The following is a 25,434-nucleotide window of genomic DNA, read 5'->3' on the forward strand; positions in this document are numbered from 1 at the left end:
CTTGCCTTCACCACCAAAATAAAAGTGACTAGTCCATGATTCATCCGACCGCCCTTATTGATCCGGCCGCGGAGCTTGCAGATGATGTGCGGGTGGGCCCGTATTCCGTGATTGGCCCCAATGTGGAAATTGGAGCGGGCACCGTGGTGGCCTCTCATGTGGTCATCAACGGCCCCACAACTATTGGTCGTAACAACCATATTTTTCAGTTCGCGTCCGTGGGCGAAGACTGCCAAGATAAAAAATATAAGGGAGAGCCAACCCGGCTGGAAATCGGAGACGATAACGTTATTCGTGAATCGGTCACCATTCACCGGGGTACCATTCAGGATAACTCTCTGACTAAAATCGGTGACCGTAATCTCTTGATGGCTTATGTGCACGTGGCCCATGATTGTATCATTGGCGATGACTGTATCTTTGCCAATAATGCGTCTGTAGCGGGCCACGCCCATGTCGGCAATGGTGTGATTTTGGGCGGCATGACAGGGGTGCACCAGTTCTGCAAGATTGGTTCTTACGCGATGACGTCGGGCTGTTCTCTCGTGCTCAAAGATATTCCTGCCTATGTGATGGTATCTGGTAATCCTGCCGGCGCCCGCAGCATGAACTTTGAGGGTATGCGTCGTCGTGGTTGGTCTAAAGATGTGGTTAGCAGCTTGCGCAAGGCTTACAAGCTGGTCTACCGCCAGGGGCTGACATTGGAGCAGGCGTTGCTGGAATTAGAGTCCATGGAGCCGTCGGATGCGCTACAGATTTTTATCGATTCTCTAAAGTCTTCCGAGCGCGGCATCACGCGCTGATATGACACAGCGTAAGGATGCTCCGCTTGTCGCGCTGATTGCCGGGGAAGCTTCCGGGGATATTTTAGGGGCAGGCCTCATGCAGGCCCTTGAAAATCGTTATCCTGGCGCTCGTTTTATTGGTGTGGGTGGCGAGGAGATGACACAGGCTGGTTTGACTAGCCTGTTCCCCATGGAAAAATTGTCGGTGATGGGAATCACCGAGGTGCTATCACACCTTCCTGAATTATTACGTCTGCGCAAATCTCTGGTCCGCTTTCTGCTCGAGCAGCGGCCGGACGTGGTCGTTGGTATCGATTCTCCAGATTTCACCCTGCCAATTGCGCGTCGTCTTCATGATCAAGGTTTGAAAACCGTTCATTATGTGAGCCCCTCCGTGTGGGCTTGGCGCCAGGGTCGCATTAAAGGCATAAAGAAAAGTATTGATCTGATGCTAACGCTTTTGCCGTTCGAAGCGCGTTTCTATGAGGAGCATGACGTGCCGGTGGCTTTTGTCGGTCACCCGTTGGCCGATCGTATCCCGCTGGAAACGGATGTAGCTGGGGCCCGCAAGGCTCTGGCGCTGGACCGCGATGCTCGTATTTTGGCAGTACTACCAGGAAGCCGAGGAGGTGAAGTGGGGCAATTGATGCCCGCTTTCCTGGACGCTATGGTGGCGCTGAATCACCAGGATCCCACGCTGCAGTATGTGATTCCGGCTGCTAACGCGGCCCGCCGTGAACAAATACAGACGTTGCTGAATACGCAGCCTAATTTGCCCGTGTCATTGATCGATGGACAGAGCCGGACGGTGATGGCGGCGGCGGATGTGGTGCTAATGGCTTCAGGTACAGCCACGCTGGAAGGCTTGTTGCTGAACAAACCGATGGTGGTAGGCTATCGGGTTGGGGCAGTGACTTACGCCATTGTTAGTCGTCTGATAAAAAGTGAATTTTTTTCCTTGCCCAATTTATTGTGTCGGCAGGAAATGGTCCCTGAGCTGCTTCAGAGCCAGCTGACCACGGAAGCGATTGTTGCTGCTGTGCGCCGTTGGTTTGATCAGCCTGAGCAGGCCCAGGCACTAAAAATACAGTTTCAGAGCGTGCATCAACAACTTCGTGGCGGTGCCAGTGAGAAGGCGGCGGCGGCCGTTGCTCGTTTGTTGGAGGCTTGATGGCAGATACGCAACCCTGCGACCCGTTTGCTGAGTACGGCCTAGCTGATCCGTTTATTCCTTCTGATTTTTTTTGGCAGCCGGGCATGCTGGTGGCGGGTGTCGACGAAGTGGGTCGAGGCCCGTTAGTGGGTGCGGTAGTCACCGCGGCAGTGATATTGGACCCAAAGTACCCGATCGTCGGCTTGGCTGATTCCAAAAAAATCAGTGAAAAGAAACGTCTGGCGCTGGAGTCTGAGATTAAGTCTCACGCGCTTGGCTGGGCGTTGGGGCGAGCAGAGCCGGATGAAATTGACCAACTGAACATTCTGCATGCCACCATGCTGGCCATGCAGCGGGCAGTGGCAGCGCTGCCTGTGGAGGCGCATGCTGTACTGATTGATGGTAATCGAGTACCGGCGTTGCAGTGTCCGGCGCAGGCGGTAGTAAAAGGGGATGGGCGTGTACCGGCTATCTCTGCTGCCTCAATTCTTGCCAAAGTGGCGCGGGACCGCGAAATGTATGCCTTGCATGCCCGTTATCCCCAATACGGCTTCGACCGCCATAAAGGCTACCCAACTGCGGTGCATATGGCGGCCCTAGAACAGCATGGCGCCTTGGCCGAGCATCGTCGCTCCTTTGGCCCGGTGGCTGCTGCAATTGCACAAGGGAACCTGTTTTGACTGATCCCCGTTTTGTCCACCTGCGCCTTCATACCGATTATTCACTGGTTGATGGAATCGTTCGGGTTAAGGAACTGACCAAGACCTGCGTAAATGAGCAGATTCCTGCGGTGGCAGTCACCGATGATTCGAATTTGTTTGCCCTGATCAAGTTCTATCAGAATGCCATGAATGCGGGTATCAAACCGTTGATGGGGGCGGATCTCTGGGTGCAGGGCACGCACATAGACGAACCCGCCTATCTGTCGTTTCTGGTGCTTAATGAGGTGGGTTATCAGAACCTGACTTTACTGATTAGTCGTGCTTGGCAGACTAATCAGGATCGCGGGCGCGCTTTGGTCAAACCTGAGTGGCTGGCAGAACTGAATGAAGGCCTGATCGTGCTTTCAGCGGCGAGCCAAGGGGAAGTAGGGCAGTTATTGCTAGCAGGCAAACACGAACAGGCGCAACAGTATGCTCGTTGGCTTGTGTCAACGTACGGTGATCGTTTCTATCTGGAAGTGCAGCGAACCTCTCGACCGGGTGATGAGGATTGTTTGCATGCCAGCGTTGCCTTGGCCGAACAACTTGGCTTGCCAGTGGTAGCCACCAACGATGTTCGCTTTCTTCGTCGCGAAGACTTTGAAGCCCATGAATCTCGAGTCTGCATCCATGACGGTAATACTCTGGATGATCCGCGACGGCCAAAAAAATATTCCGAAGAGCAGTACCTGAAATCTGCCGATGAAATGGCGCAGCTGTTTTCTGATTTGCCCGAAGCGCTTGAGAACACGGTGGAAATTGCTCGCCGCTGCACGCTTGATATTCGTTTAGGAGAAAACTTCCTGCCGGACTTCCCGATTCCGGAGGGCATGACCATTGAGCAATATTTCGAGAAAGTGTCTCACGATGGTCTTGAGGAACGTCTTAAGGTCTTGCTCGATAGCGATGACCCTGAGTATGCATTAAAGCGCAAAGACTACGATGACCGGCTTCGATTTGAGTTGGATATCATCAACCAAATGGGATTTCCCGGTTACTTCCTAATCGTTGCCGATTTTATCCAGTGGGCTAAGGATAACGAGGTGCCGGTGGGACCGGGGCGGGGTTCAGGTGCAGGCTCACTGGTTGCCTATGCTTTAAAAATTACCGATTTGGATCCCATTGGTTACGACCTCCTGTTCGAACGGTTCCTGAACCCCGAACGGGTATCCATGCCTGACTTTGACGTCGACTTCTGCATGGAGAAGCGCGACCGTGTAATCAACTATGTGGCGGATAAGTACGGCCGTGATGCAGTGAGCCAAATCATCACATTCGGTACCATGGCTGCCAAGGCCGTAGTGCGCGATGTGGCGCGGGTGCAAGGTAAGCCCTATGGGCTAGCGGATCGACTTTCCAAGATGATTCCCGGGGTGCCTGGGATGACCTTGAGCAAGGCGTTGGAGCAGGAAGAAACTTTGCGCGAGTTTCTGGAAAGCGATGAAAATTCCGACAAAGAAGCCGCCAATGAAATCATGGAAATGGCTTTCAAGCTGGAAGGCTTGACCCGTAACGTGGGTAAGCATGCTGGGGGGGTAGTGATCGCCCCGGGCAAGCTCACTGACTTTGCGCCGCTGTACTGTGAAGAAGATGGCACCAACCTGGTGACGCAGTACGATAAAGATGACGTGGAATCCGCGGGCCTTGTGAAATTTGACTTTCTCGGCCTGAAAACCCTGACCATCATTGACTGGGCCGTCAAAGCGGCCAATGTGAAGCGTGCTCGCGAAGGGTTGGACGATCTTGTTATCGATCATATCCCGCTAGATGACAGCCCCAGTTTTGACCTATTGAAGCGGGGCGATACCACCGCGGTATTCCAGCTGGAAAGTCAGGGCATGAAGGAGCTAATTAAAAAGCTCAAGCCTGACGTTTTTGAAGACATTATCGCATTGGTGGCTCTGTATCGTCCTGGGCCGCTGGAATCTGGCATGGTGGATAATTTCGTCAACCGTAAGCACGGTCGCGAACCTTTGGCCTATCCGGACCCTCAGTACCAACACGAGTGGCTGGAGCCTATCTTAAAACCTTCCTACGGGGTCATCCTGTATCAGGAACAGGTGATGCAGATTGCCCAGGAGCTGGCCGGTTATACACTGGGTGGCGCCGACATGTTGCGCCGGGCTATGGGTAAGAAGAAGCCTGAAGAGATGGAAAAGCAGCGGGCGATCTTTGAAGAAGGGGCAAAAGGAAAGGGGGTAGACGCGGGCCTGGCCATGAAAATCTTTGATTTGGTGGAGAAATTCGCAGGCTACGGTTTCAACAAATCCCACTCTGCAGCTTACGCCTTGGTCGCGTATCAAACCGCCTGGCTAAAGGTCCATTATCCTGCGGAGTTTATGGCGGCCACCATTTCTGCCGATATGCAGAACACCGACAAGGTGGTGACGTTCATTGATGAATGTAAAACCATGGGTTTGCAGGTACTGCCACCGGATGTGAATTCCTGTGGTTACCGCTTTACGGTGAACCCGGAAGGCGACATCGTTTATGGTTTGGGCGCCATCAAGGGGCTGGGTGAAGGGCCCATTGAAGCTATCGTCACTGCACGGGCCGAGGGTGGTGAATTCAAGGATTTGTTTGATTTTTGCCGCCGTATTGACCTGAAAAAAATCAATCGCCGTTCTCTGGAGGCCATGGTGCGCGCTGGTGTGCTGGATAAGCTGGGTCTAAACAGCAGCTTCCATGATAGGGCGCAATTGCTGGCCACCTTGCCGGATGCGATTGCGGCGGCCGACCAGGATGCCCGCAACGAAGCCGCGGGTATTATGGATATGTTCGGGGCGATGGATGACAGTCCGGCCACTGCCGTGGAATGGAAGCCGGCTCGTTCCTGGAATGACGAGACCCGCCTCAACGGTGAGCGAGATACTCTCGGCTTGTTTTTAACTGGGCACCCCATTGATCAGTATGAAAAAGAAGTTCAGCAGTTCGTTACTGCCCGGATTAACGCCCTGCAGCCCACAGCCAAGGGGGAGGCGGCCACTGTGGCTGGGTTGGTCGTGGCACTGCGTATTACCCGTAGTAAACGCAGTGGTGAACGAATGGCATTTATCACCCTGGATGACAAAACCGGACGGGTGGAAGTGTCTGTATTCGGTAAGACCTTCGCTGAGTACGGCGAGTTGGTGCAGAAAGATACTTTGCTGATCTTTAAGGGCGGGGTGCGCAATGATGAGTACACCGGTAGCTTTAACCTAGTAGCCGATGAAATCATGGATATGCGCCAAGCCCGGGAAGCGTTTGCTCGTCGTCTGCGAGTGGCGGTTCCCATAGAGGAAGGCTTACCCGAGCAGCTTCAGCAAATGCTGTCGCCGTATCAGGGGGGCAATACGCCAGTATTGCTGGATCTGGATCACAGCATCGCCGCCGCGAGCTTTTGGCTGGGTGACGAATGGAAGGTTAGCCCTCACGAATCGCTTGTGGAAGAGCTGCGAATCCGCTTTGGAGAAGACGCAGTACGGATGGAGTACTAAGGCGACAAAACGCGCGGCACCAGAGAAAAAGGGGGGTGACTGGCGGGTGGCGTGATTCAGTGGCCCTCAACAGCCACGCTCGGAGCGGTCAGGCCCATGGTTTATCTTGCTGCGCTTACGGATTGCCGCTTGGAGCGTACCCACGCCTCTATATTGAAACAGTTTGCAACCTAGCCATGTCGGCCATGTCTCGACCTTGTCATCGGGTTGCGGCTACACTTGTTGCTCTCTTTATATGGGCAGGTTGCGTTTGGCGCTCCAGCGTGACGTTTCTGCCATATTAACGCCATAGAGAGGCCATTCTGGCCCGGGCGCATGCTGATAACATCTTGGACAGGCAAAGAATATGAATCCCAATTTCCTCGAATTTGAACAACCGATTGCCGACCTGGAAGCGAAAATCGAGGAACTGCGTTTGGTGGGCAGTGGCAGTGATATAAACATTTCCGAGGAAGTGGCCAAGTTGCAGGAAAAGAGCATTACGCTTACCGAGAGCATTTTCCGAGGGCTAAGCTCCTGGCAAATTTCCCAACTTTCCCGTCATCCTAAACGCCCCTATATGTTGGATTACATCAAGCGGATCTTTACCGACTTTGATGAATTGCATGGTGACCGTGCCTTTTCTGATGATCCTGCGATTATTGGGGGCATGACCCGATTGAACGGGCAGCCAGTGATGGTGATTGGCCATCAAAAAGGCCGCGAAGTGAAAGAAAAGGTTCGTCGCAATTTCGGCATGCCGAAACCGGAAGGTTACCGTAAGGCGCTGCGATTGATGGAAATGGCTGAACGGTTCAAGTTGCCGGTGCTGACGTTCATTGATACGCCTGGGGCGTTTCCGGGGATTGATGCAGAAGAGCGCGGTCAGTCCGAAGCCATTGCCCGTAATTTGCGTGTAATGTCCCAGCTCAAAACCCCCATTATCGCCACTGTTATTGGTGAAGGGGGGTCCGGTGGAGCGCTGGCGATTGGTGTGTGTGACCATTTACAGATGCTGGAATTTTCTACCTATTCGGTTATTTCTCCAGAAGGGTGCGCCTCCATTCTTTGGCGCAGTGCGGATAAAGCCCCTGAAGCTGCGCAAGCCATGGGCCTAACTGCCGGGCGATTACATGAGCTCGGCATCGTTGACCAAGTGATCAAGGAGCCTCTGGGAGGCGCTCACCGGGATTATGACCAAGCTGCCGATGCGATTCGCAAGGCATTGGCAACACAATTGGAATCGCTTGGTTCCATGGAGACTGACGCCCTCATTAACCGCCGTTACGAACGTTTGATGAGTTACGGCAACGTGGTTAGCGACCCCGCCGACGAATAGTCATGTCTGATGCTGCTAGGTTCAGCCAGCGCTTGGCTGAACAGGCCCCAGACGGGCCACTGTTGCTTGCCTTAAGCGGTGGCCTTGATTCCTCTCTATTGCTCCACCTGCTTGTCCAAGCAGGTTTAGCCCCGCGCCTTTGCGCTGTCCATATCGATCATCAACTGCAGGCGGATAGTCGCGCTTGGTCGCGTTTCTGTGGGGCCTTGGCGGATAAGTATGGTATTGCGCTGACGATTGAACCGGTCACCGTGAGCATGGCTGAAGGGCTGGAAGCGGGTGCTCGGGACGCCCGCTACCAAGTGCTATTGCCACTGGCTCGAGCCAAAGGCGCGACGCTGGTGCTGGCACACCATCGCAATGATCAAGCGGAAACGGTGTTGTTCCGGTTGCTACGGGGAGCGGGGGTACAGGGGCTGTCAGCCATGGGTCAGCACAGCCAGCAACAGGGTGTAACGCTCTGGCGACCGTTACTTGGCCTGGGTCGGCATGTTCTTGAAAAATGGGGGGCCGAGTTATCGCTTAATTGGTTGGAAGACCCCAGTAACCAGGACCAAAGCCTGCGACGTAATTATCTTCGCCATACTATCCTTCCGGCACTGCGCGAGCGTTGGCCCGGTGCTGACGCCACGCTTGCCCGGGCCGCAGAGCACATGGCTGAGGCCAATCAATTGCTGACAGAAGTCGCGGTCCAGGATGCCGCAAGCATAGGCGTATCCGGGGCTGTTCTGCCGCTGCACCGCCTGGCGGAGTTATCCTTGGCGCGCCAACGTAATGTACTGCGGTGGTGGCTGCAGAAAAACCGGGCCTCCGCCCCCAGCGCTGCCGTTCTTGAACAGATTCGAGTGTTGCATCTGGCAGCAGAGGATAGCCAAGCCCGAGTCGAGTGGGGCGGATATGCGGTTCGCGTGTATCAGGGAGCTCTACACTTTGCTCGTCGTGAAGCCTTCCAGCCCTGGCAAGGTGACATACTCTGGCCTGAAGGCGAGGCACCGCCGGACTTGCCCCGTTGGCGTTGGACACAGCACGCTGTGGAAGGCGCAGTATGGGTGCTGCGACCTACTGGGGATATTCAACTCCGCTCATTCACCGGTGCCCTGACTCTGCGGCGCAATGGCTTGCGCCAGAAAATCAAAGAGCTCTGGCGTGCGGCAGGCGTGCCGCCTTGGCAACGCCGGCAGTGGCCGCTACTTTGCCGAGATGGCGAGGTGGTGAGTGTGCCGCTGGTGGGGCTGGCCGATGGCGAAGCGCTCGAGCGCGCTGAGCGCTGGTATTTATTACCGGCTGGTTCTGCGTCTGACTAATAATCCTGTCGGGTTGCCTGTGTGGCACCGGCTCATTGTCCGTTCTGTCTCACAGGGAAATACGACAGGTAGCCTCGTTTCCTGCTGGCGGTTCAGACAAACTTATTCGCTATTCGGCTCAGGGTTCTATTGCAAAAAACGCCTCTCAGCATAAAGGAAGCACCATGCTGACCCTTCAGCAACACTTGCAGCAGACATTCAAGCTTCAGGGTTTTCGCCCCGGCCAGGAGAGGGTCATTAATGCCTTGCTGGCCGGGCGATCCGCGCTAGCAGTCTTTCCCACCGGTGGTGGTAAGAGCCTGTGCTACCAATTACCTGCGTTGATGCTGGACGGAGTCACGTTGGTGGTGTCTCCACTGATTGCATTGATGAAAGACCAGGTCGACCAACTGCACCGCTTAGGTATTGCGGCGGCGCGGTTGGATTCCAGCGTGGATGCCGAGCAGCTGCAGTCCATCTATCGAGGCTTGGAAGACGGCAGTATAAAGTTGCTTTACGTGGCACCGGAACGCCTGGCCAATGAGCGCTTTCTAGCCCGGCTGAAACGGCTATCGATCAGCATGATGGCCGTGGATGAAGCCCATTGTGTGTCTGAATGGGGGCATAACTTTCGCCCGGATTATTTGAAGTTGGCGCAGTTGGCGAAAGAGCTGGAGGTTGGGCGGGTGCTGGCGTTAACGGCTACCGCTACGCCTCAAGTGGCGCAGCAGATCTGTGACAGCTTTGCCATTGCCCCTGCCGACCATGTGCAAACCGGGTTTTTCCGTCCCAATTTGGCGTTGAGTGTCCGCCCCTACAATGTGGAAGAGCGAGGTCGGGCACTGCTGGAAGCGTTACAGGCTCGTCCCTCGGAGCCGGCGATTGTCTATGTCACTCTGCAGAAAACGGCAACGCAGGTGGCGGCTTTGCTGAGCGAGCAGGGGTTGAATGCACAGGCTTACCATGCGGGATTGAAAGGTGAGGAGCGGCATCGCGTTCAGGAAGCGTTCATGTCGGGGCAGGTAAATATCGTGGTGGCCACCATTGCTTTCGGGATGGGTATCGACAAGGCGGATATTCGGGGTATCTATCACTACAACCTGCCCAAGTCCCTGGAAAACTATATGCAGGAAATTGGCCGGGCAGGGCGAGACGGCGAGCCTTCACAATGTGTGCTGCTGGCCAGTTCGGACGACCTGACCATGCTGGAAAATTTCAGTTACGGCGATACCCCAGACAGTGAAGCGCTAGCCGGGCTCATTGGCTGGCTGATGAATCAACCGGCGCAGTTCGACCTTGCGGTGCATGAATTGTCTGGGCAGTTTGATGTCCGCCCTCTGGTTATTAATACCCTGCTGACCTATCTGGAGCTGGACGGGATTATTCGTTCGACAGCGCCGTTCTATACGGAGTACAAGCTGGCATTTCAGATATCTCAAGCTGAGGTGTTGGCTCAGTTCGACCATGAGCGAGCGGATTTTTTGCGGCAGGTCTTTGCTGCGGGTAAAGAGGGGCGCATCTGGCTCACTCTGAAACCGATTGCCGTGGCGGACCAATTGCAGGTCGATCGGGTGCGAATTCTCAAGGCGATTGGCTATCTTGAGCAGCAGGGCATGGTTGAGGTGCGTGTGGCAGGGGTGCGCCAGGGCTATCGGATGGTCAATCGTCCAGCTGATCCGCAGGCGTTGACGGCACAGATCGCAGAGCAGTTTCGTGTTCGTGAGCAGCGCGACATCCAGCGGCTGCAGCAAGTATGTAATTGGGCGCAAAGTAGCGATTGTTACCAGCGGGGCTTAGTGGGTTATTTCGGTGAGCAGTTGCCTCAACCCTGCGGCCAGTGCAGTGCCTGTAAAGGCGAACACCAGCGGTTTCCTGAGCGTCATCGGACTGCTCCTGATTCGGCAGTAATCTTGGCGGTTATAGCGCAAAGGCACGGGGCTTTGGCGACCCCTCGTCAACTGGCCCGTTTTCTCTGTGGCATTAGTAGCCCCCGCGCCAGTCGGGCTCGACTGGCGCGGCACCCGTCGTTCGGATCACAGATGGAGGTGCCCTTCGCCGAGGTATTGGCCACGTGTCGGGCGATGCTAGAGCCGTAATGGGGGGCAGGGGGCAGCCTTTGACTTTACCGTGGGAGCGGTGCAGTGATCGTTGCTGTAACGCAATGCCGGCGTCAGGCGGGTGCCATTCACTATTTCCGCTCCCAAGAGCGATTCCGATTGAGCACAGGGGCGGCTTCTGTTAACATTTCCTCCCGTCCTGATGTAGCGCAAGCTCCTGAATTTTCAGGTGTTCAATCGTCTCTTGCGTCGCCGGCCAACCCGATTCATGAAAACTCCTTGCCCGTCTGTAACGTGCAGGGTGTTTTTTTTATGGGGGTCGGTACACTTTGACGATGGTGCTATTAACCCACTAGCGATCTGGTGAGTGCATGTCTCGTTTCATCTTTGTCACCGGCGGTGTGGTGTCGTCTCTGGGGAAGGGGATTACCTCTGCGTCCCTGGCCACCCTGTTGGAAGCCCGCGGTCTCAACGTGACCCTGATTAAAATGGATCCTTATATTAATGTGGATCCCGGTACCATGAGCCCTTACCAGCATGGTGAGGTATTTGTGACTGAAGATGGCGCCGAAACCGATCTGGATTTGGGTCATTACGAGCGTTTTATTCGCACTCGCTTGAACCGCCGCAACAGCTTTACGACTGGTCGTGTGTATCAGCACGTGCTGGATAAAGAGCGTCGAGGTGAATACCTCGGTGCCACCGTGCAAGTCATTCCCCATATCACCGATGAGATCAAACTTAAGATTCGCGAAGGCGCCGGTGATGCGGATGTGGCTATCGTAGAAATTGGTGGTACCGCGGGCGATATTGAATCTCTGCCTTTCCTGGAAGCAGCCCGTCAGATGCGTGTTGAATTGGGCTCTAGCCAGTCCTTACTGGTGCATCTGACCTTGGTGCCTTATATCGCCACCGCCGGCGAGATCAAGACTAAGCCGACCCAGCACTCCGTGAAAGAGCTACGCTCCATCGGCCTGCAACCGGATATTCTGGTGTGCCGTGCGGATGACCCGATTCCGCAGAGTGCCCGTGAAAAAATTGCCTTGTTTACCAATGTGGAAGCGCGGGCGGTGATTTCCTCACCGGACTGCAAGACCATTTATCAGGTGCCGCGGGGTATGCACGAGCAGGGCCTGGATGCCATCGTGGTAGAAAAATTCGGCCTGGACCTGCCGGAACCGGATCTCGGTGAATGGGACCGTGTGGTGGAAGCTCAGTTGAACCCGGAGCACGAAGTCACTGTCGGCATGGTCGGCAAGTACATTGAACTGGTTGATGCTTACAAATCGCTCAATGAAGCGTTGATCCATGCAGGTATCAGCAACCGTGCCAAGGTCAATATCCTTTATCTGGATGCAGAAGATATCGAGCGCGACGGCACCGGTGTGCTGGAAAGTCTCGACGCGATTCTGGTGCCCGGCGGTTTCGGCGACCGGGGTACGGAAGGCAAGATTGCCGCGATCCGTTATGCTCGTGAGAATAAGGTGCCCTATCTGGGTATTTGTCTTGGTATGCAATTGGCGGTGATTGAATATGCTCGCCATGTGGCGGGGATTGAAAAAGCGCATTCATCTGAGCTTAACCCAAACACCCCGGACCCGGTGGTGGGCCTGATTACCGAATGGATCACCGAAGACGGGCAGAAGGAACTGCGTTCGGCGGATTCTGACCTGGGTGGTACCATGCGTTTGGGTGGTCAGGAGTGTGTACTTGAAGCTGATAGCCGTGCTGCTGAGTGTTATGGCAGCACGCATATCGTAGAGCGTCATCGCCACCGTTATGAGGTGAATAACAACTACTTGCCGCAGTTGGAAGCGGCAGGTTTGAAAATTGTTGGCCGTTCCGCGGATGGTGAGCTTGTGGAAGTGATTGAAGTGGGCGACCACCCGTGGTTTGTGGCTTGTCAGTTCCACCCTGAGTTCACTTCCACCCCTCGTGACGGTCACGGTTTGTTCAAAGGTTATGTGGCCGCCGCCCTGGCGGAACAAAAGGCCCACAAGGAGACGTGACCCGTGAGTAGCCAGAAGACCATTCATCTAAATGGGCTGGAATTCGCCAATGACAAGCCCATGGCCTTGTTTGGTGGCATGAATGTGTTGGAATCCCGGGACCTGGCCATGCAGGTGGCCGAGGCGTATGCCGAGGCGACCAGCAAGCTGAACATGCCTTGGGTATTCAAGGCCAGTTTCGACAAGGCCAACCGGTCTTCGCTTAGCTCCTACCGGGGGCCGGGGATGGAAGAAGGGCTGAAAATCTTCGAGGAAGTAAAGAAGACGTTTAACTGCCCGTTGATCACCGACGTGCACGAGCCTGGCCAAGCAGGGCCGGTGGCAGAAGTGGTCGATATTATTCAGTTGCCGGCCTTCTTGGCACGGCAGACGGATCTGGTGGTGGCTATGGCAAAGACCGGCGCCATCATCAATATCAAGAAACCCCAGTTCCTAGCACCTCACGAAATGTCGCATATCTTGCACAAGTGTGAGGATGCCGGAAACGATCAGCTGATTCTTTGCGAGCGTGGGTCTAGCTTTGGGTACAACAACCTAGTGGTGGACATGCTCGGCTTTGGCATCATGAAGCAGTTTAACTATCCGGTCTTTTTCGATGTGACTCATGCCTTGCAGAAGCCGGGAGGTAGGGCCGACAGTGCTGATGGTCGCCGCGCCCAAGTCGCTGAATTGGGCCGCGCTGGCATCAGTCAGGGCATCGCCGGACTGTTCCTTGAAGCCCACCCGGACCCGGATAACGCGAAATGCGATGGCCCCTGCGCCCTGCGACTGGATCGCCTAGAGCCATTCCTCGCACAGATGCAAGCCCTGGATAATACCGTAAAGGCACTGCCTGCCTTCGAAAATAACTGATTTGAGTTTGGAGATTTACCGACATGTCCAAGATCGTTGACATCAAGGCCCGCGAAATTCTGGATTCCCGTGGCAACCCGACCATCGAAGCTGATGTGATTCTCGAGTCCGGCGCTAGTGGCAGTGCCTGTGCACCCAGCGGTGCCTCTACCGGTTCGCGCGAAGCGCTGGAACTGCGTGACGGTGACAAGTCCCGCTATCTGGGCAAGGGCGTCACCAAGGCAGTAGGCAATGTGAACTCTGCTATTCGTGAGCTGCTGGTGGGCATGGAGGTGTCCGATCAAAAGGCGCTGGACCAGGCCATGCTGGATGCCGATGGTACCGAGAACAAGGGTAACCTGGGCGCCAATGCCATCCTGGCGGTGTCTTTGGCTGCGGCTAAGGCCGCGGCAGTGGATCAGGGCAAGCCTCTCTACGAGTACATCTCTGACCTGCAAGACGATGACAACGAATACTCCCTGCCAGTACCCATGATGAACATCATCAATGGTGGTGAGCATGCCGATAACAATGTGGACATTCAGGAATTCATGATCCAGCCGGTGGGCGCGCCCACTGTGGCCGAAGCGATCCGATACGGTGCAGAAATCTTTCACGCCCTGAAAGGGGTGCTTAAGAAGCGTGGCCTAAATACCGCGGTAGGCGATGAAGGCGGTTTTGCGCCTAATTTGCCGAGTAACGAAGCGGCGCTGGAAGCGATTATGGAAGCCATCGAAATCGCGGGCTATAAGGCCGGTGATGACGTGACTCTGGCGCTTGACTGTGCAGCCAGCGAATTCTACAAGGATGGCAAGTATGTGTTGGCCGGCGAAGACCGCAGCATGAATTCTGAAGAGTTTGCCGATTATCTGGCTGAGCTGTGCGATCGCTATCCGATCATTTCCATTGAAGATGGCATGGACGAGTCTGACTGGGATGGCTGGAAAATTCTCACTGAAAAGCTGGGCAAAAAAGTTCAGTTGGTCGGTGATGATTTGTTCGTGACCAACACCCGTATTCTGCAGCGTGGCATTGACGAGAAAGTGGCGAACTCCATTCTTATCAAATTCAACCAGATCGGTTCTCTTACCGAAACCTTGGATGCCATCAAGATGGCCAAGGATGCCGGCTACACTGCGGTCATTTCTCATCGCAGTGGTGAAACTGCGGACACCACCATTGCGGACTTGGCTGTGGCTACGGCTGCAGGGCAGATCAAGACAGGCTCCTTGTGCCGTTCTGATCGAGTGGCCAAGTACAACCGTTTGATTCGCATTGAACAAGAGCTGGGGCGTGCTGCGTACCATGGCCGTAAAGAGTTCAAGCTGCTCGGCTAAGTGATGCCAGCGTCCAAGGGCAAATCCAGCGCCAGCAATCACCAAGGCAATGCCACAGGGCTGACACGACAACTGTCTCCTGGTAGGCAAATTGTGTTGGCGTTGCTGGCGCTGTTGTTTTTGGGGCTACAAGCACGCCTCTGGTTTGGTGAGGGCAGCTTGCGGCATGTGGCCATGTTGAAAAAAGATGTGGCTGTGCTCAAGCAAAGCAATGCCAAGTTGGCAGAGCGGAATCAACTCATGGCCGCTGACGTGAACGATCTGAAGCGGGGTACGGAAGCGGTGGAAGAAATTGCGCGCAAAGATCTGGGGATGGTTCGCACGGGCGAAACCTTTTTCCTGATCCTAGAACAACCTCGGGGCGCTGAGTGAATCCTGCTATCGCCGGGCCTTTATACGCCGTTGTTCCCGCCGCAGGGGTGGGTAGCAGAATGGGAGCCGGCATTCCCAAGCAGTACCTTTCCCTGACAGGCCAAACCTTGGCAGAACATACTCTCAATCGGTTGTTGTCTTTTGCACCGATACACAAAGTGGTGGTGGCCGTGTCGGGTGATGATCCCTGGTGGCCGACGCTCTCCGTATCCCGTCATCCTCGTATCCAGACCGTTAATGGTGGCGACACCCGCGCCGCCTCGGTGCGTAATGGCGTCGCTGCGGTGATAGAGGAAGGCGGAGAGGATGCCTGGGTGTTGGTGCACGATATGGCTCGCCCGCTGGTTCGCCTCTCCGACATTCAGTTGTTGCTGGATCAAGCTGGGGATCGAGGCGCGATACTTGCCTTGCCGGTGGTCGATACCATCAAGCAGGCGGATGCGAGTCAGTACATCAAAAGCACCCTGGATCGTGAGTGTATTTGGCGGGCGCTAACGCCCCAGCTGTTTCCGGCGCGCGGGTTACTGGGGGCGCTTCAAGGTGACCTTGACGGGATTACTGATGAAGCCTCTGCCATGGAGAAAAATGGCTGGCAGCCGGCACTGGTGGCTGGCCATAGTGACAATATCAAGGTCACTGTGCCGGACGATTTGCCACTGGCTCGCTTTTATCTTAGCCGGCAACGGGGAGATGACAATGATGAAGGAGGACAGTGGTGAGCGTGCGTATCGGTCAGGGTTTTGATGTTCATGCCTTTGATGAAGGTGACCATGTGATGTTAGGTGGTGTCGCCATCCCCCACAGCCATGGGTTGAAAGCCCATTCTGATGGTGATGTGGCTTTGCATGCACTCTCTGACGCCTTACTTGGTGCGCTAGCGTTGGGCGATATCGGGCACCACTTCCCGGATACTGACCCGCAATGGCGAGGGGCCGATTCAGGCCAGCTGTTAACGGCTATTTATTCTTCCATTCTTGATGCCGGGTGGCGATTGGGCAACGCGGACCTAACGGTAATTTGTCAGGCGCCAAAACTGGCACCACACATTCTCGCCATGCGCGAACGGATTGCGGCGCTGTTGCAATGCGAACAAGGACAGGTTTCTGTGAAAGCGACCACCACGGAAAAACTGGGCTTCACCGGCCGCAAGGAAGGTATCGCGGTGCAGGCCGTAGTACTGCTGGAGAGTCAGTGAATTACCCTATGGAAACAACCGAAACCGGTTTGCCCAGAGCCCACGGTGGGCCGGTTTGCCAGGGCATATTGAAAGCTCGGCCAGAGGACTTTCAGGTTGCGGAGCATATGCACGTGACCCCGGAAGGCCAGGGCGAACATCTTTGGCTGGAAATCGAAAAAACCGGCTGGAATACCGAAGACGTGGCCATGTTGCTGGCTAAACAGGCACGGGTCCATCGCCTTTCGGTGGGCTATAGCGGGCTAAAAGACAAACATGCTGTGACCCGGCAATGGTTTAGCCTGCACCTGCCGGGCAAAGACGACCCGGACTTTCATTGGCCCGATGGGCTTACCGTTCTGCAATCCGGCCGTCATCGCCGCAAGCTCAATCGTGGCACTCACCGTGCCAACGATTTCTGCCTTCGCGTCACCCGCTTCGTGGGTGATCGGGATGCATTGGAGCAGCAGCTACAGATGATTATCGCGCAAGGGGTGCCGAACTACTTCGGTGAGCAACGTTTTGGCCGAGGATCAGGGAACCTGGTGCGCGGCACAGAATGGTTGCTGGGCGGTGAGGCGCCGCGTAAGAAGGCCTTGCGGGGTATGTGGCTGTCCGCGGTGCGCAGCAATCTGTTTAATCTGATCCTCGCCGAAAGGGTGCGCCAGGGTTGTTGGAATACCGTGCTGGGCGGCGACATTTTGCAGCCGCAAGGCAGCCGGGGCTTGTTCCTGGCCGATGACGACCCGGCCGCGATGGAGCGTGTGGCCAATGGCGAGGTGCACCCTACGGCCCCTTTGCCGGGCGTGCCGGGCATGGCATCATCTGGCCCCTGTAATCAGCTTGAACAGCAAATACTGGCGCCTCATGCTCCTGTCATAGAGGGGCTGCGGCAGATCAAGGTAGAAGAAGCCCGCCGCGCCACCCGGTTGCCGGTACGGGACTTGCAGTGGGTCTGGCATACGGATCCAGAACGGGAAGGGGAAGACTGCTTGGAGCTGGCGTTTACGCTGCCCACAGGCGCTTTTGCCACGACAGTAATGGCAGAGCTTGTCAGTTCACCGGCTGACTGACTCGCATTGAGGCAAACGAACACAGATGGATATCCAACTCAGCGGCATCGGTATGACCTCTGCACGGACCCGGGATAGGTTAGTGCAGCGGCTGCGTGATGCCGGTATCCAGGACGAGCGCGTACTGGACGCTATTCGTAATACACCTCGACATTTGTTTATCGAAGAAGCGCTGGCTCACCAGGCCTATGACGATACCGCCTTGCCTATCGGCCATGGTCAGACCATCTCCCAGCCCTGGGTAGTGGCACGGATGACCGAGCTGCTGATTGCCAAGGGCAAGCCCCGCAAGGTGCTAGAAATTGGCACTGGCTGTGGTTACCAAACAGCGGTGCTGGCGCCTTTTTGCGACGAGCTTTATTCGGTGGAACGTATTCGCCCGTTACAGGATCTGGCACGCAAACGTCTGCTACAGCTGGGGCTGGCCAAGGTCCAGCTCAAACATGCTGACGGTGGCTTCGGTTGGACAGCGGAGGCGCCATTCGATGCTATTCTTGCGGCCTGTGCCCGCGTGGATATTCCTGAGGGTTTATTATCGCAGTTGGCAGATGGTGGCCGCCTGGTGATGCCTGTCGGCGGCGATCGTCAGCAGGTTCTCACTGTGGTTGATCGTGACGGTGACCAGTTCCGTAGCCAAACGCTGGATTCGGTACGGTTTGTGCCTTTTCAGCGCGGGGTGTTGAGGTAAGGTGGCCAAAAGCTACAAGGCGCGTTGAAGCTCGTTGTTTGCTTCTTCAGCGGTCGAGAAAATTCATTCCCACCCCGCATTGATGTGTGCAGCGTGATGCATGAGGCGTAAAGATGATTCGACCCGGTATTTTTTTTCGTGGCATGGCCATGGGAACGGCTGATGTGGTGCCCGGTGTTTCCGGTGGTACTCTGGCGTTGATTACCGGTATCTATGAAGAGCTGATCAATACTCTGGGGGGGATCACTCCCCGGTTGCTGGTCGTGTGGCGCCAGCAAGGTTTCGTTGCTGTCTGGCAGCAGGCTAATCTGACTTTTCTTTTTACCTTGCTGGCCGGTATTTTTACCAGTATCGCGGTGTTGGCACGGCTGATTACCTGGCTTTTGGAAACCCATCCAGTACCGATTTGGGCGTTTTTTAGCGGTTTGATCCTGGCCAGTATCCCGCTGGTTTTAAAACCCTTGCAGCAGCGCGGGGCAATACAGATTGGTGCCTTTTTTCTGGGCACAGTGGTAGCGGTGGCGATTGGTTTAGCGCCGGCATTGTCCGCGGCAGGTAGCGGAGCATTGGTTTTTTTCTTCAGCGGCATGCTGGCTATTTGCGCCATGATTCTGCCCGGCATTTCGGGCAGTTTTATTCTTCTTTTACTGGGCATGTATCAACCTGTGCTTGAAGCTGTGAAGCAGGCGCAGTTTTCATTACTGCTGGCATTTATGGCGGGTTGTGCGGTTGGCCTGTTGAGCTTTGTACATGTGCTCAAGTGGACGCTACAGCGTTTCCATGACACCGTCATGGCGCTATTAGCAGGCTTTATGGCCGGTTCGTTGTTGAAGCTGTGGCCGTGGCGAATCAGTGGCGAGCAGGGTATTTCCGATCAATGGCTGTGGCCAGCACAGTATGCCCAGGTTACGGGCCAGGGGGCGCAATTACCCCTATCGTTGATAATGTTGGTTGTGGCTGCAGTAGTGGTCTGGTTACTTTATCGGGCTGCTCCGGTACATAATGTTGCACAAGCTAAGGACTGAATGCTGACTCAGTATGGGTTACGGTGCAGTAGGCACTTCAAATTCAGTTTCCTGGTAACGGGGAGGGTTAATGGCAGTAACAATTCACACAGGCACTGATAGGTACTGATGCGTTCTCTGGCAGCGTTTGTGGTGTGGGTTCTGTTCAGTGGTTGTAGCGCGGGCAATTTTGCACCGGTGGTCGATATTTATGGCCAGGAGCCGAAGCCGCGTAAAGTGACCTCTGGTACCCACCATGTGCGTGAAGGGGAGACCCTATACTCCATTGCTTGGCGTTATGGGTGGGACTTTCGTGCCCTAGCCCGCGCCAATAATATTCCTGCTCCTTACACCATTTATCCCGGCCAGCGCATTTCCATGGCTCTCAAGGCACCCGATTCCGGCGTAGCCAGTAAGCCGAACACATCGTCGTCAAAGCCCGCTAGCAAGCCCTCCGTGTCAAAGCCTACCTCCAAACCCACGCCGAAGCCTGCTCCAAGCTCGAAAACACCGGTGGGGCTAGTAGAGTGGCGTTGGCCGGCCAGCGGCCAGGTGGTGGAATCATTTTCCTCTGCTAGCCAGGGCCGTAAGGGCATTGCTATTTCCGGGCGCCTTAATAGCCCTGTGGTGGCGGCAGCATCGGGCCGAGTGGTTTACCGGGGCAGTGGGCTTACCGGTTATGGTAACTTGCTGATTATCAAACACAGCGAACGCTGGTTAAGTGCCTATGCCCATAATGATAAAATGATGGTGAAAGAAGGGGATGCGGTGAAAGCTGGGCAGCAGGTTGCCACTATGGGTGCCAGTGGCACCTTTCGCACCCAACTACATTTTGAAATACGTAAAGATGGTAAGCCTGTGGATCCCATGGGGTATTTGCCTAAGCGTTAATTTTTTGTACCTACTAACGGAACACTTGCATGCCCCGCGATAACGCCCGTGAACACCGTTTATTGATATTGGCTGGTTTGGCCTCCGTGTTCACCGCGCTGATCCTGATTGCGGCCAAGGCGATTGCCTGGTTGATGACTGGCTCGGTAAGTTTGCTGGCCTCGCTGGTAGATTCTGTGATGGATTCGCTCGCGTCATTGATTAACTTTTTTGCTATCCGCTATTCGCTGGTGCCAGCGGATGAGGAGCACCGGTTTGGGCATGGTAAAGCAGAAGCGTTGGCGGGCTTGGGCCAGGCGATTTTTATTGCTGCTTCTTCTGTGTTTTTGATCTATCAGTCTATATTGAAACTGATGGAGCCAAAGCCTATTGAAGAAAACGCGGTGGGGGTGGCTGTGATGGTGTTTTCCATCGCCATGACCTTCGGGCTTTTGCTGATTCAGAAATACGTGGTTCGGCAAACCGGTTCTACCGCGATTGAGGCAGATTCTCTGCACTATCTGTCTGACCTAGCTGTGAACGTGGGTATTATTCTGGTATTGGTTGTCAGTCAATTTGGCTATCTGTGGCTCGATGGGGTCGTCGGGTTGGTCATCGCCGTATTCATTTTATTTAGCGCCTGGCACATTGCCTCTGAATCGGTTCAGCTGTTGCTTGATCGAGAGATCCCTGGCGATGTGAGAGAGGTGATTAGCGCGATTGTGGCGGATCATCCTCAGGCGCTGGGCTTTCATGATTTGCGTACCCGGCAGTCCGGGCGCACTCAGTTTATTCAGCTGCATGTGGATATGGACCAGAATCTGACATTGCTGAAGTCCCATGATTTGGCCTCACGGATAGAAACGCGTATTCAGGACGCCTTTCCCATGGCCGATGTGATCATCCACCAGGATCCGGTGGCCGTTGGCCCTAAAGTAACGTTGGACGATCGCCCTCCGGCCTGATGCCTTCCTCTCTACCCCTTGTCTCGCTTGGTTTGTGCTGTGCGGTCAAACCGGGCTGTGCAGGTAAACATATTGTATTCATAAGGGCTTTTCAGTAGCGTCAACACTGACTTTTTTGTGTTGAGGACAGGCCATGAAAAAAATCCATTCCGCCCCCATTGTGGCGGCGACCTGGCAACGGGGCATGGCCCGCCGGCGCTTTTTGAAATGGGGTTTGCTGGGGTCTGCTGGTGTTGCGGCTGTCGCCGCTGGCGGCTTTGCCTTTCTACGGCGCTCGCCGTTGGATAAACAGCCTGTACCCGCATGGGTAACGGGGCTTTCGGCCGCAGAATATCATTTGTTCGATCGCGCTAGGCAGGTGTTATTGCCGGTGGAAGGCACCCGCCTGACGCCCAGCGATCAGGTGCCGGTTGTGCGCAACGTGCAAGCCCTGCTCGATAATTTGGACCCGGAAATCCGCAAGGAAATGGCGACAGGTTTGGGCCTGTTCGATAATGCGTCTGTGCTGAGCCATGGGCGCCGTTTTGTGGATTTGTCGGACGCGGATGCCTGCGCCTATTTCGATAGCTGGGGGCACGCCAGTGTCATTCAACGCACCCTCGTTACAGTGATCAAGCAGCTAACGTACACGGCCTATTGGCAGGAGTCGGCCACTTGGGCACCGACGGATTTCGATGGGCCGGTTAGCGACAAGTGGGGCCTGGCTTACCTTGGCAATGCGCCGCTGCCTGCAAACGATGTACTGCAGATTAATCAGCCGGAGGGGCGGGCATGAGTGAAACAATAACAGCAACAACAGCCAGCTCGGCGAAGTGGCAGGCAACAGGCCTTGCCGTACACCAAGCCAGTGATGTAACAGACAAAAACATCGAGATTCAGGCGGATGTTGTGATTGTGGGGTCTGGAGCCGGGGGAGCGGTTAGTGCTTATGAGTTGGCACGGCGGGGCTTTAAGGTGGTGGTGTTGGAAGCGGGGGCTTATGTGCCCTCCAAGGACTTTACGGAACGTTTCAGTGAGAGTCTGGGTACTCTTTATCAGGATCACGGAGCACAGACCAATAGCAGTGGTGATTTATTGGTGCTGCAGGGGGCCTGCGTGGGTGGCTCCACAGTAGTTAATGGTTGCGTTTGTTTCCGTACCCCGGATTTCATTTTGCAGGACTGGCAGCGAGATTTTGGCCTTAGCGATCTGACCACCGCAGAACTCACTCCCTATTTTGAGGAAGTAGAAAAGAATCTGTCGGTGGACGACAACGGCGAACATGAGATTCCGAATCACAGCCGTCTAATTCGCGCTGGCGCTAACCGTCTTGGTTGGTCGGTGAAACCGTTAAAACGCAATATTCGTCAATGCGGGCTTACCGGGCACTGCTTGTCTGGTTGTAAAACGGAACGCAAACAATCCATGTTAGTGACCTATCTGCCTTGGGCAGCAGCCCATGGTGCGCAGATTTATGCGGATACTCGAGTGGATAAAATTCTTACTGAGAATGGTAAAGCCAGTGGAGTAAACGCGACGGTCACCCATCGTGATGGCACTGTGGCCGCGCGCATGACGGTAACGGCGCCGCGGGTGGTTGTGGCGGCTGGCGCGGTACAAACCCCGTTGTTGATGCTAAAAAGTGCTCTGGGCAACCGTTCTGGCCAAGTGGGTAAAAACTTTGCTTGTCACCCGTCATTGTATGTTCCGGCCCGCTATCCGGAGCCGGTGTATCCGTGGCGCGGTGCCCTGCTTGGTGTCTATGTGGACGAATTCATGCCTCTGGATAAGGGTGGTTTCATACTTGAAGACGGAGGTTCTGGCCTGGTGGAACTCACCATGGGGGCGGAGCCGGGCACTGGCAAACCGTTTATGGCGTATATGGAAAAGGCTAAATATCTGGGTGGCTTGGTTACTCTGATCCACGACCATAATGTAGGAACGGTAGAATGGGATGGGGAACGTAAAAAAATCGATTATCAGTTGAGTGACATGGATTTTCCTTCCATGCAGCGAGCCTTGAAAGCGGCAGCACGCCTACATTTAGCGTCCGGTGCGGAAGAGGTTTATGTGCCTGCTAGTGACCATCGAGTAATCCGTAGCGAAGCGGATATCGATACCATGGTCGACAGTCTGGAAAATCAGCCACAGCATTTGCGCATGGTCAGCTACCACCCTCAGGGTACCTGCAGGATGGGGGTGGACCCGGATAACAGTGTGGTAGGCAGTGATGGGCAGAGCCATGATGTGCCTGGCTTATACGTGGCAGATGCGAGCGTTTTGCCCACCTCTATTATCGTTAATCCGCAAATTACAGTGTATGCACTCGCCACCCGCATTGCCCGCCAAATGAGCTAAACGGGGAGGGTAGGATTACTCTCATACCCATTAAGTCACCGTTTTTGACTATGCTGATTACGCCCCCGGTTATGCCGGGGGTTTGGGTGTGTATAACGCTTCTTTATGCACTCAAAACATAATCATGCTTGGCAAATATCCGTCCACCAATAACCACAAGCAATCATAGCAACCAGGCTAGCCAAAGACTGGCTCACGCTGAACAGTAATATCCGTGCGCCTTGGGCCATTGCCACCTGTGCTAGCATGAAATTCACATTCCAATATGTTGATGGAGAAACACCATGGTGGGGTTTGAATTTGCCACCACGCACCGCGTGCTGGTGGAAGTGGGTGCAGCCAAGCGGCTCCCTGAACTGTGTCAGCAGCTTGGCGGCAGTCGGGTCATGTTGGTTACGGATCCAGGTATTCGCAGCACGCCGTTACTGAAGCCAGTGGAAGATAGCTTCCGTACTGCAAACATGACCCTGGTGATTTTCGATCAGGTCAGTGCCGACCCGGCTGATTCGGTGGTGCTTAATGCCGCGGAGCAGGCTCGCGATGCCGGTGCTGATTTAGTCATTGGTTTTGGTGGTGGCTCGTCTATGGATGTGGCCAAACTGGTGGCATTGCTCTCGCACCCCAAGAGCAGCCAGCAATTATCCGATATTTACGGCGTTGGCTTGGCTACCGGCCCACGGTTGCCGCTGCTGCAGGTGCCGACGACGGCGGGGACCGGGTCAGAAGTCACGCCGGTGGCGATTGTGACCACCGGGGCGACCACTAAGGCGGGCGTTGTCGCGCCGTCGCTCTTACCGGATCTTGCGGTACTGGATGCCGAGCTAACGCTGGGCTTGCCGCCTCAGGTAACGGCCGCTACCGGGGTGGATGCCATGGTGCATGCTATCGAGGCTTATACCAGCGCCCATAAGAAGAACCCTTATTCCGACATGTTGGCCCGTGAAGCGCTGCGGCTGCTGGGAGGGAACCTGGCCACTGCCGTAAAAGAGGGCAGTAACCTGGCGGCCCGTGAAGCTTGCCTGTTGGGCGCCATGATGGCAGGGCAGGCGTTTGCCAATGCCCCTGTGGCGGCGGTGCACGCACTGGCATACCCGTTGGGTGGTCACTTCCATATTCCCCATGGTTTGAGCAACTCCCTGGTGTTACCGGAGGTGTTGCGCTTTAACCTTCCCAAGGCTGCACCGCTGTATGCGCAGCTGGCGTCGATTCTCAGTGATCGCCCCTTTGCCGACCATGAAGATGGCGCCGGGGTGCTGATTGCGGCATTGGAGTCGCTGATCAATGAAGTGGGTTTGCCAACAAAACTGCGTGAGGTCGGTGTTAGTGAAGACAGTTTGGACGTTCTGGCTTCAGATGCCATGTTGCAGCAGCGGTTGCTGGTCAATAACCCGCGGGAAGTGACTGAGGCAGATGCGTTGAATATTTATAAAGCAGTGTATTGATAAAAGAGGCGCAGCGCAGTCCTTAACACGCGCTGCTTTTGCAAGGATAAACCCATGAGTGATAAACCCAAACGCCCGCTGCGCGAGGAGTATGGCTACCTTTGTCCGGTGGATAGTCGCTGGAGCGATAACGATATCTACGGTCACATTAACAACGTGGTGTATTACAGCTATTTTGACTCCACCATTAATCGTTACTTAATCAACGAAGGTGGCTTGGATATCCATGAAGGCGAGCATATTGCCTATGTGGTCAGCTCTGGCTGTGACTATCTGGAAGCGGCAGCGTATCCCGAATCGCTGGTGGTGGGAATGAAGGTGGACAAGCTGGGAAACAGTTCTGTGCGTTATGGCCTGGCATTGTTCGGCGGCGAAGGTGCGGCCAAGGCCACCGGTTTTGTGGTGCATGTATTTGTGAATCGTGCAACGGGACGGCCTGTGGCAATCCCTGATGCCCTGCGCGAAGCGTTAGCAAGGTTGGCTATGATCGAGGTATAAAGCAGTCATACCGACAGTAAAAAAGTAGCGAGCCCATAGCCATAATATAGGTCGACTTAGG

General features: G+C 55.1%; 22 protein-coding genes. All 22 read left to right on the plus strand.

The window, feature by feature from the left end; genetic code table 11:
- Positions 1 to 35: 35 nt before the first annotated feature.
- Positions 36 to 803, plus strand: a complete 768-nt coding sequence (lpxA, locus tag AS19_RS06110; RefSeq protein WP_011588438.1) for an acyl-ACP--UDP-N-acetylglucosamine O-acyltransferase — start codon at positions 36 to 38, stop codon at positions 801 to 803.
- 1 nt (position 804) lies between these two features.
- On the plus strand, positions 805 to 1,956 hold the full coding sequence (gene lpxB / locus AS19_RS06115; protein WP_046961837.1) for a lipid-A-disaccharide synthase: 1,152 nt from the start codon (positions 805 to 807) through the stop codon (positions 1,954 to 1,956).
- Positions 1,956 to 2,618 carry a ribonuclease HII gene (gene rnhB, locus AS19_RS06120; protein WP_197540935.1) on the plus strand — a complete coding sequence of 221 codons (663 nt, stop codon included), beginning with the start codon at positions 1,956 to 1,958 and terminating at the stop codon, positions 2,616 to 2,618. Before lpxB ends, rnhB begins: the two co-directional genes overlap by 1 nt.
- On the plus strand, positions 2,615 to 6,115 hold the full coding sequence (dnaE, locus tag AS19_RS06125; RefSeq protein WP_046961838.1) for a DNA polymerase III subunit alpha: 3,501 nt from the start codon (positions 2,615 to 2,617) through the stop codon (positions 6,113 to 6,115). The genes rnhB and dnaE overlap by 4 nt, the downstream gene beginning before the upstream one ends.
- Positions 6,116 to 6,461: 346 nt before the next feature.
- Complete coding sequence (locus AS19_RS06130; RefSeq protein ID WP_035458332.1) at positions 6,462 to 7,433, plus strand: acetyl-CoA carboxylase carboxyltransferase subunit alpha; 972 nt, start codon at positions 6,462 to 6,464, stop codon at positions 7,431 to 7,433.
- 2 nt (positions 7,434 to 7,435) lie between these two features.
- The gene (gene tilS / locus AS19_RS06135; protein ID WP_046961839.1) at positions 7,436 to 8,737 is read left to right on the plus strand and encodes a tRNA lysidine(34) synthetase TilS; all 1,302 of its coding nucleotides are present in this window, start codon (positions 7,436 to 7,438) and stop codon (positions 8,735 to 8,737) included.
- Positions 8,738 to 8,901: 164 nt separating this feature from the next.
- Positions 8,902 to 10,812, plus strand: coding sequence for an ATP-dependent DNA helicase RecQ (locus AS19_RS06140; protein ID WP_046961840.1), 1,911 nt, complete (start codon positions 8,902 to 8,904; stop codon positions 10,810 to 10,812).
- Positions 10,813 to 11,144: 332 nt separating this feature from the next.
- Positions 11,145 to 12,782 carry a CTP synthase gene (locus tag AS19_RS06145; protein WP_011588445.1) on the plus strand — a complete coding sequence of 546 codons (1,638 nt, stop codon included), beginning with the start codon at positions 11,145 to 11,147 and terminating at the stop codon, positions 12,780 to 12,782.
- 3 nt (positions 12,783 to 12,785) lie between these two features.
- A complete protein-coding gene (gene kdsA / locus AS19_RS06150; RefSeq protein WP_011588446.1) occupies positions 12,786 to 13,634 on the plus strand; it encodes a 3-deoxy-8-phosphooctulonate synthase in 849 nt (282 codons plus the stop codon).
- A gap of 23 nt (positions 13,635 to 13,657) precedes the next feature.
- Positions 13,658 to 14,950, plus strand: a complete 1,293-nt coding sequence (eno, locus tag AS19_RS06155; RefSeq protein ID WP_011588447.1) for a phosphopyruvate hydratase — start codon at positions 13,658 to 13,660, stop codon at positions 14,948 to 14,950.
- A gap of 3 nt (positions 14,951 to 14,953) precedes the next feature.
- On the plus strand, positions 14,954 to 15,322 hold the full coding sequence (locus tag AS19_RS06160; RefSeq protein ID WP_050731505.1) for a septum formation initiator family protein: 369 nt from the start codon (positions 14,954 to 14,956) through the stop codon (positions 15,320 to 15,322).
- Complete coding sequence (ispD, locus tag AS19_RS06165) at positions 15,319 to 16,041, plus strand: 2-C-methyl-D-erythritol 4-phosphate cytidylyltransferase (RefSeq protein ID WP_101234982.1); 723 nt, start codon at positions 15,319 to 15,321, stop codon at positions 16,039 to 16,041. Before AS19_RS06160 ends, ispD begins: the two co-directional genes overlap by 4 nt.
- Positions 16,035 to 16,517 (plus strand): 2-C-methyl-D-erythritol 2,4-cyclodiphosphate synthase, encoded by a 483-nt coding sequence (gene ispF / locus AS19_RS06170; RefSeq protein ID WP_011588450.1) that lies wholly within the window; start codon positions 16,035 to 16,037, stop codon positions 16,515 to 16,517. Before ispD ends, ispF begins: the two co-directional genes overlap by 7 nt.
- 8 nt (positions 16,518 to 16,525) lie before the next feature.
- Complete coding sequence (gene truD / locus AS19_RS06175; protein WP_041705329.1) at positions 16,526 to 17,569, plus strand: tRNA pseudouridine(13) synthase TruD; 1,044 nt, start codon at positions 16,526 to 16,528, stop codon at positions 17,567 to 17,569.
- A gap of 25 nt (positions 17,570 to 17,594) precedes the next feature.
- Positions 17,595 to 18,257: a protein-L-isoaspartate(D-aspartate) O-methyltransferase gene (locus AS19_RS06180; protein WP_011588452.1), complete on the plus strand. Its 663-nt coding sequence runs from the start codon at positions 17,595 to 17,597 to the stop codon at positions 18,255 to 18,257.
- Between the two features lie 113 nt (positions 18,258 to 18,370).
- Complete coding sequence (locus AS19_RS06185) at positions 18,371 to 19,282, plus strand: DUF368 domain-containing protein (protein ID WP_011588453.1); 912 nt, start codon at positions 18,371 to 18,373, stop codon at positions 19,280 to 19,282.
- Between the two features lie 108 nt (positions 19,283 to 19,390).
- Entirely contained in the window at positions 19,391 to 20,152 is a 762-nt protein-coding gene (locus tag AS19_RS06190; RefSeq protein WP_011588454.1) for a peptidoglycan DD-metalloendopeptidase family protein, read from the plus strand.
- A 29-nt stretch (positions 20,153 to 20,181) separates the two neighbouring features.
- Positions 20,182 to 21,096 (plus strand): cation diffusion facilitator family transporter, encoded by a 915-nt coding sequence (locus tag AS19_RS06195; protein WP_046961841.1) that lies wholly within the window; start codon positions 20,182 to 20,184, stop codon positions 21,094 to 21,096.
- A 133-nt stretch (positions 21,097 to 21,229) separates the two neighbouring features.
- Positions 21,230 to 21,871 (plus strand): hypothetical protein, encoded by a 642-nt coding sequence (locus AS19_RS06200; protein ID WP_011588456.1) that lies wholly within the window; start codon positions 21,230 to 21,232, stop codon positions 21,869 to 21,871.
- Positions 21,868 to 23,433, plus strand: coding sequence for an FAD-dependent oxidoreductase (locus AS19_RS06205; protein WP_011588457.1), 1,566 nt, complete (start codon positions 21,868 to 21,870; stop codon positions 23,431 to 23,433). Before AS19_RS06200 ends, AS19_RS06205 begins: the two co-directional genes overlap by 4 nt.
- A gap of 284 nt (positions 23,434 to 23,717) precedes the next feature.
- Positions 23,718 to 24,875: an iron-containing alcohol dehydrogenase gene (locus tag AS19_RS06210; RefSeq protein WP_041704926.1), complete on the plus strand. Its 1,158-nt coding sequence runs from the start codon at positions 23,718 to 23,720 to the stop codon at positions 24,873 to 24,875.
- 54 nt (positions 24,876 to 24,929) lie between these two features.
- Positions 24,930 to 25,373 carry a thioesterase family protein gene (locus AS19_RS06215; protein WP_046961842.1) on the plus strand — a complete coding sequence of 148 codons (444 nt, stop codon included), beginning with the start codon at positions 24,930 to 24,932 and terminating at the stop codon, positions 25,371 to 25,373.
- The last annotated feature ends 61 nt before the right edge of the window (positions 25,374 to 25,434 follow it).

It is taken from the genome of Alcanivorax sp. NBRC 101098 (assembly GCF_001010505.1).
Taxonomy (GTDB): Bacteria; Pseudomonadota; Gammaproteobacteria; order Pseudomonadales; family Alcanivoracaceae; genus Alcanivorax; species Alcanivorax borkumensis.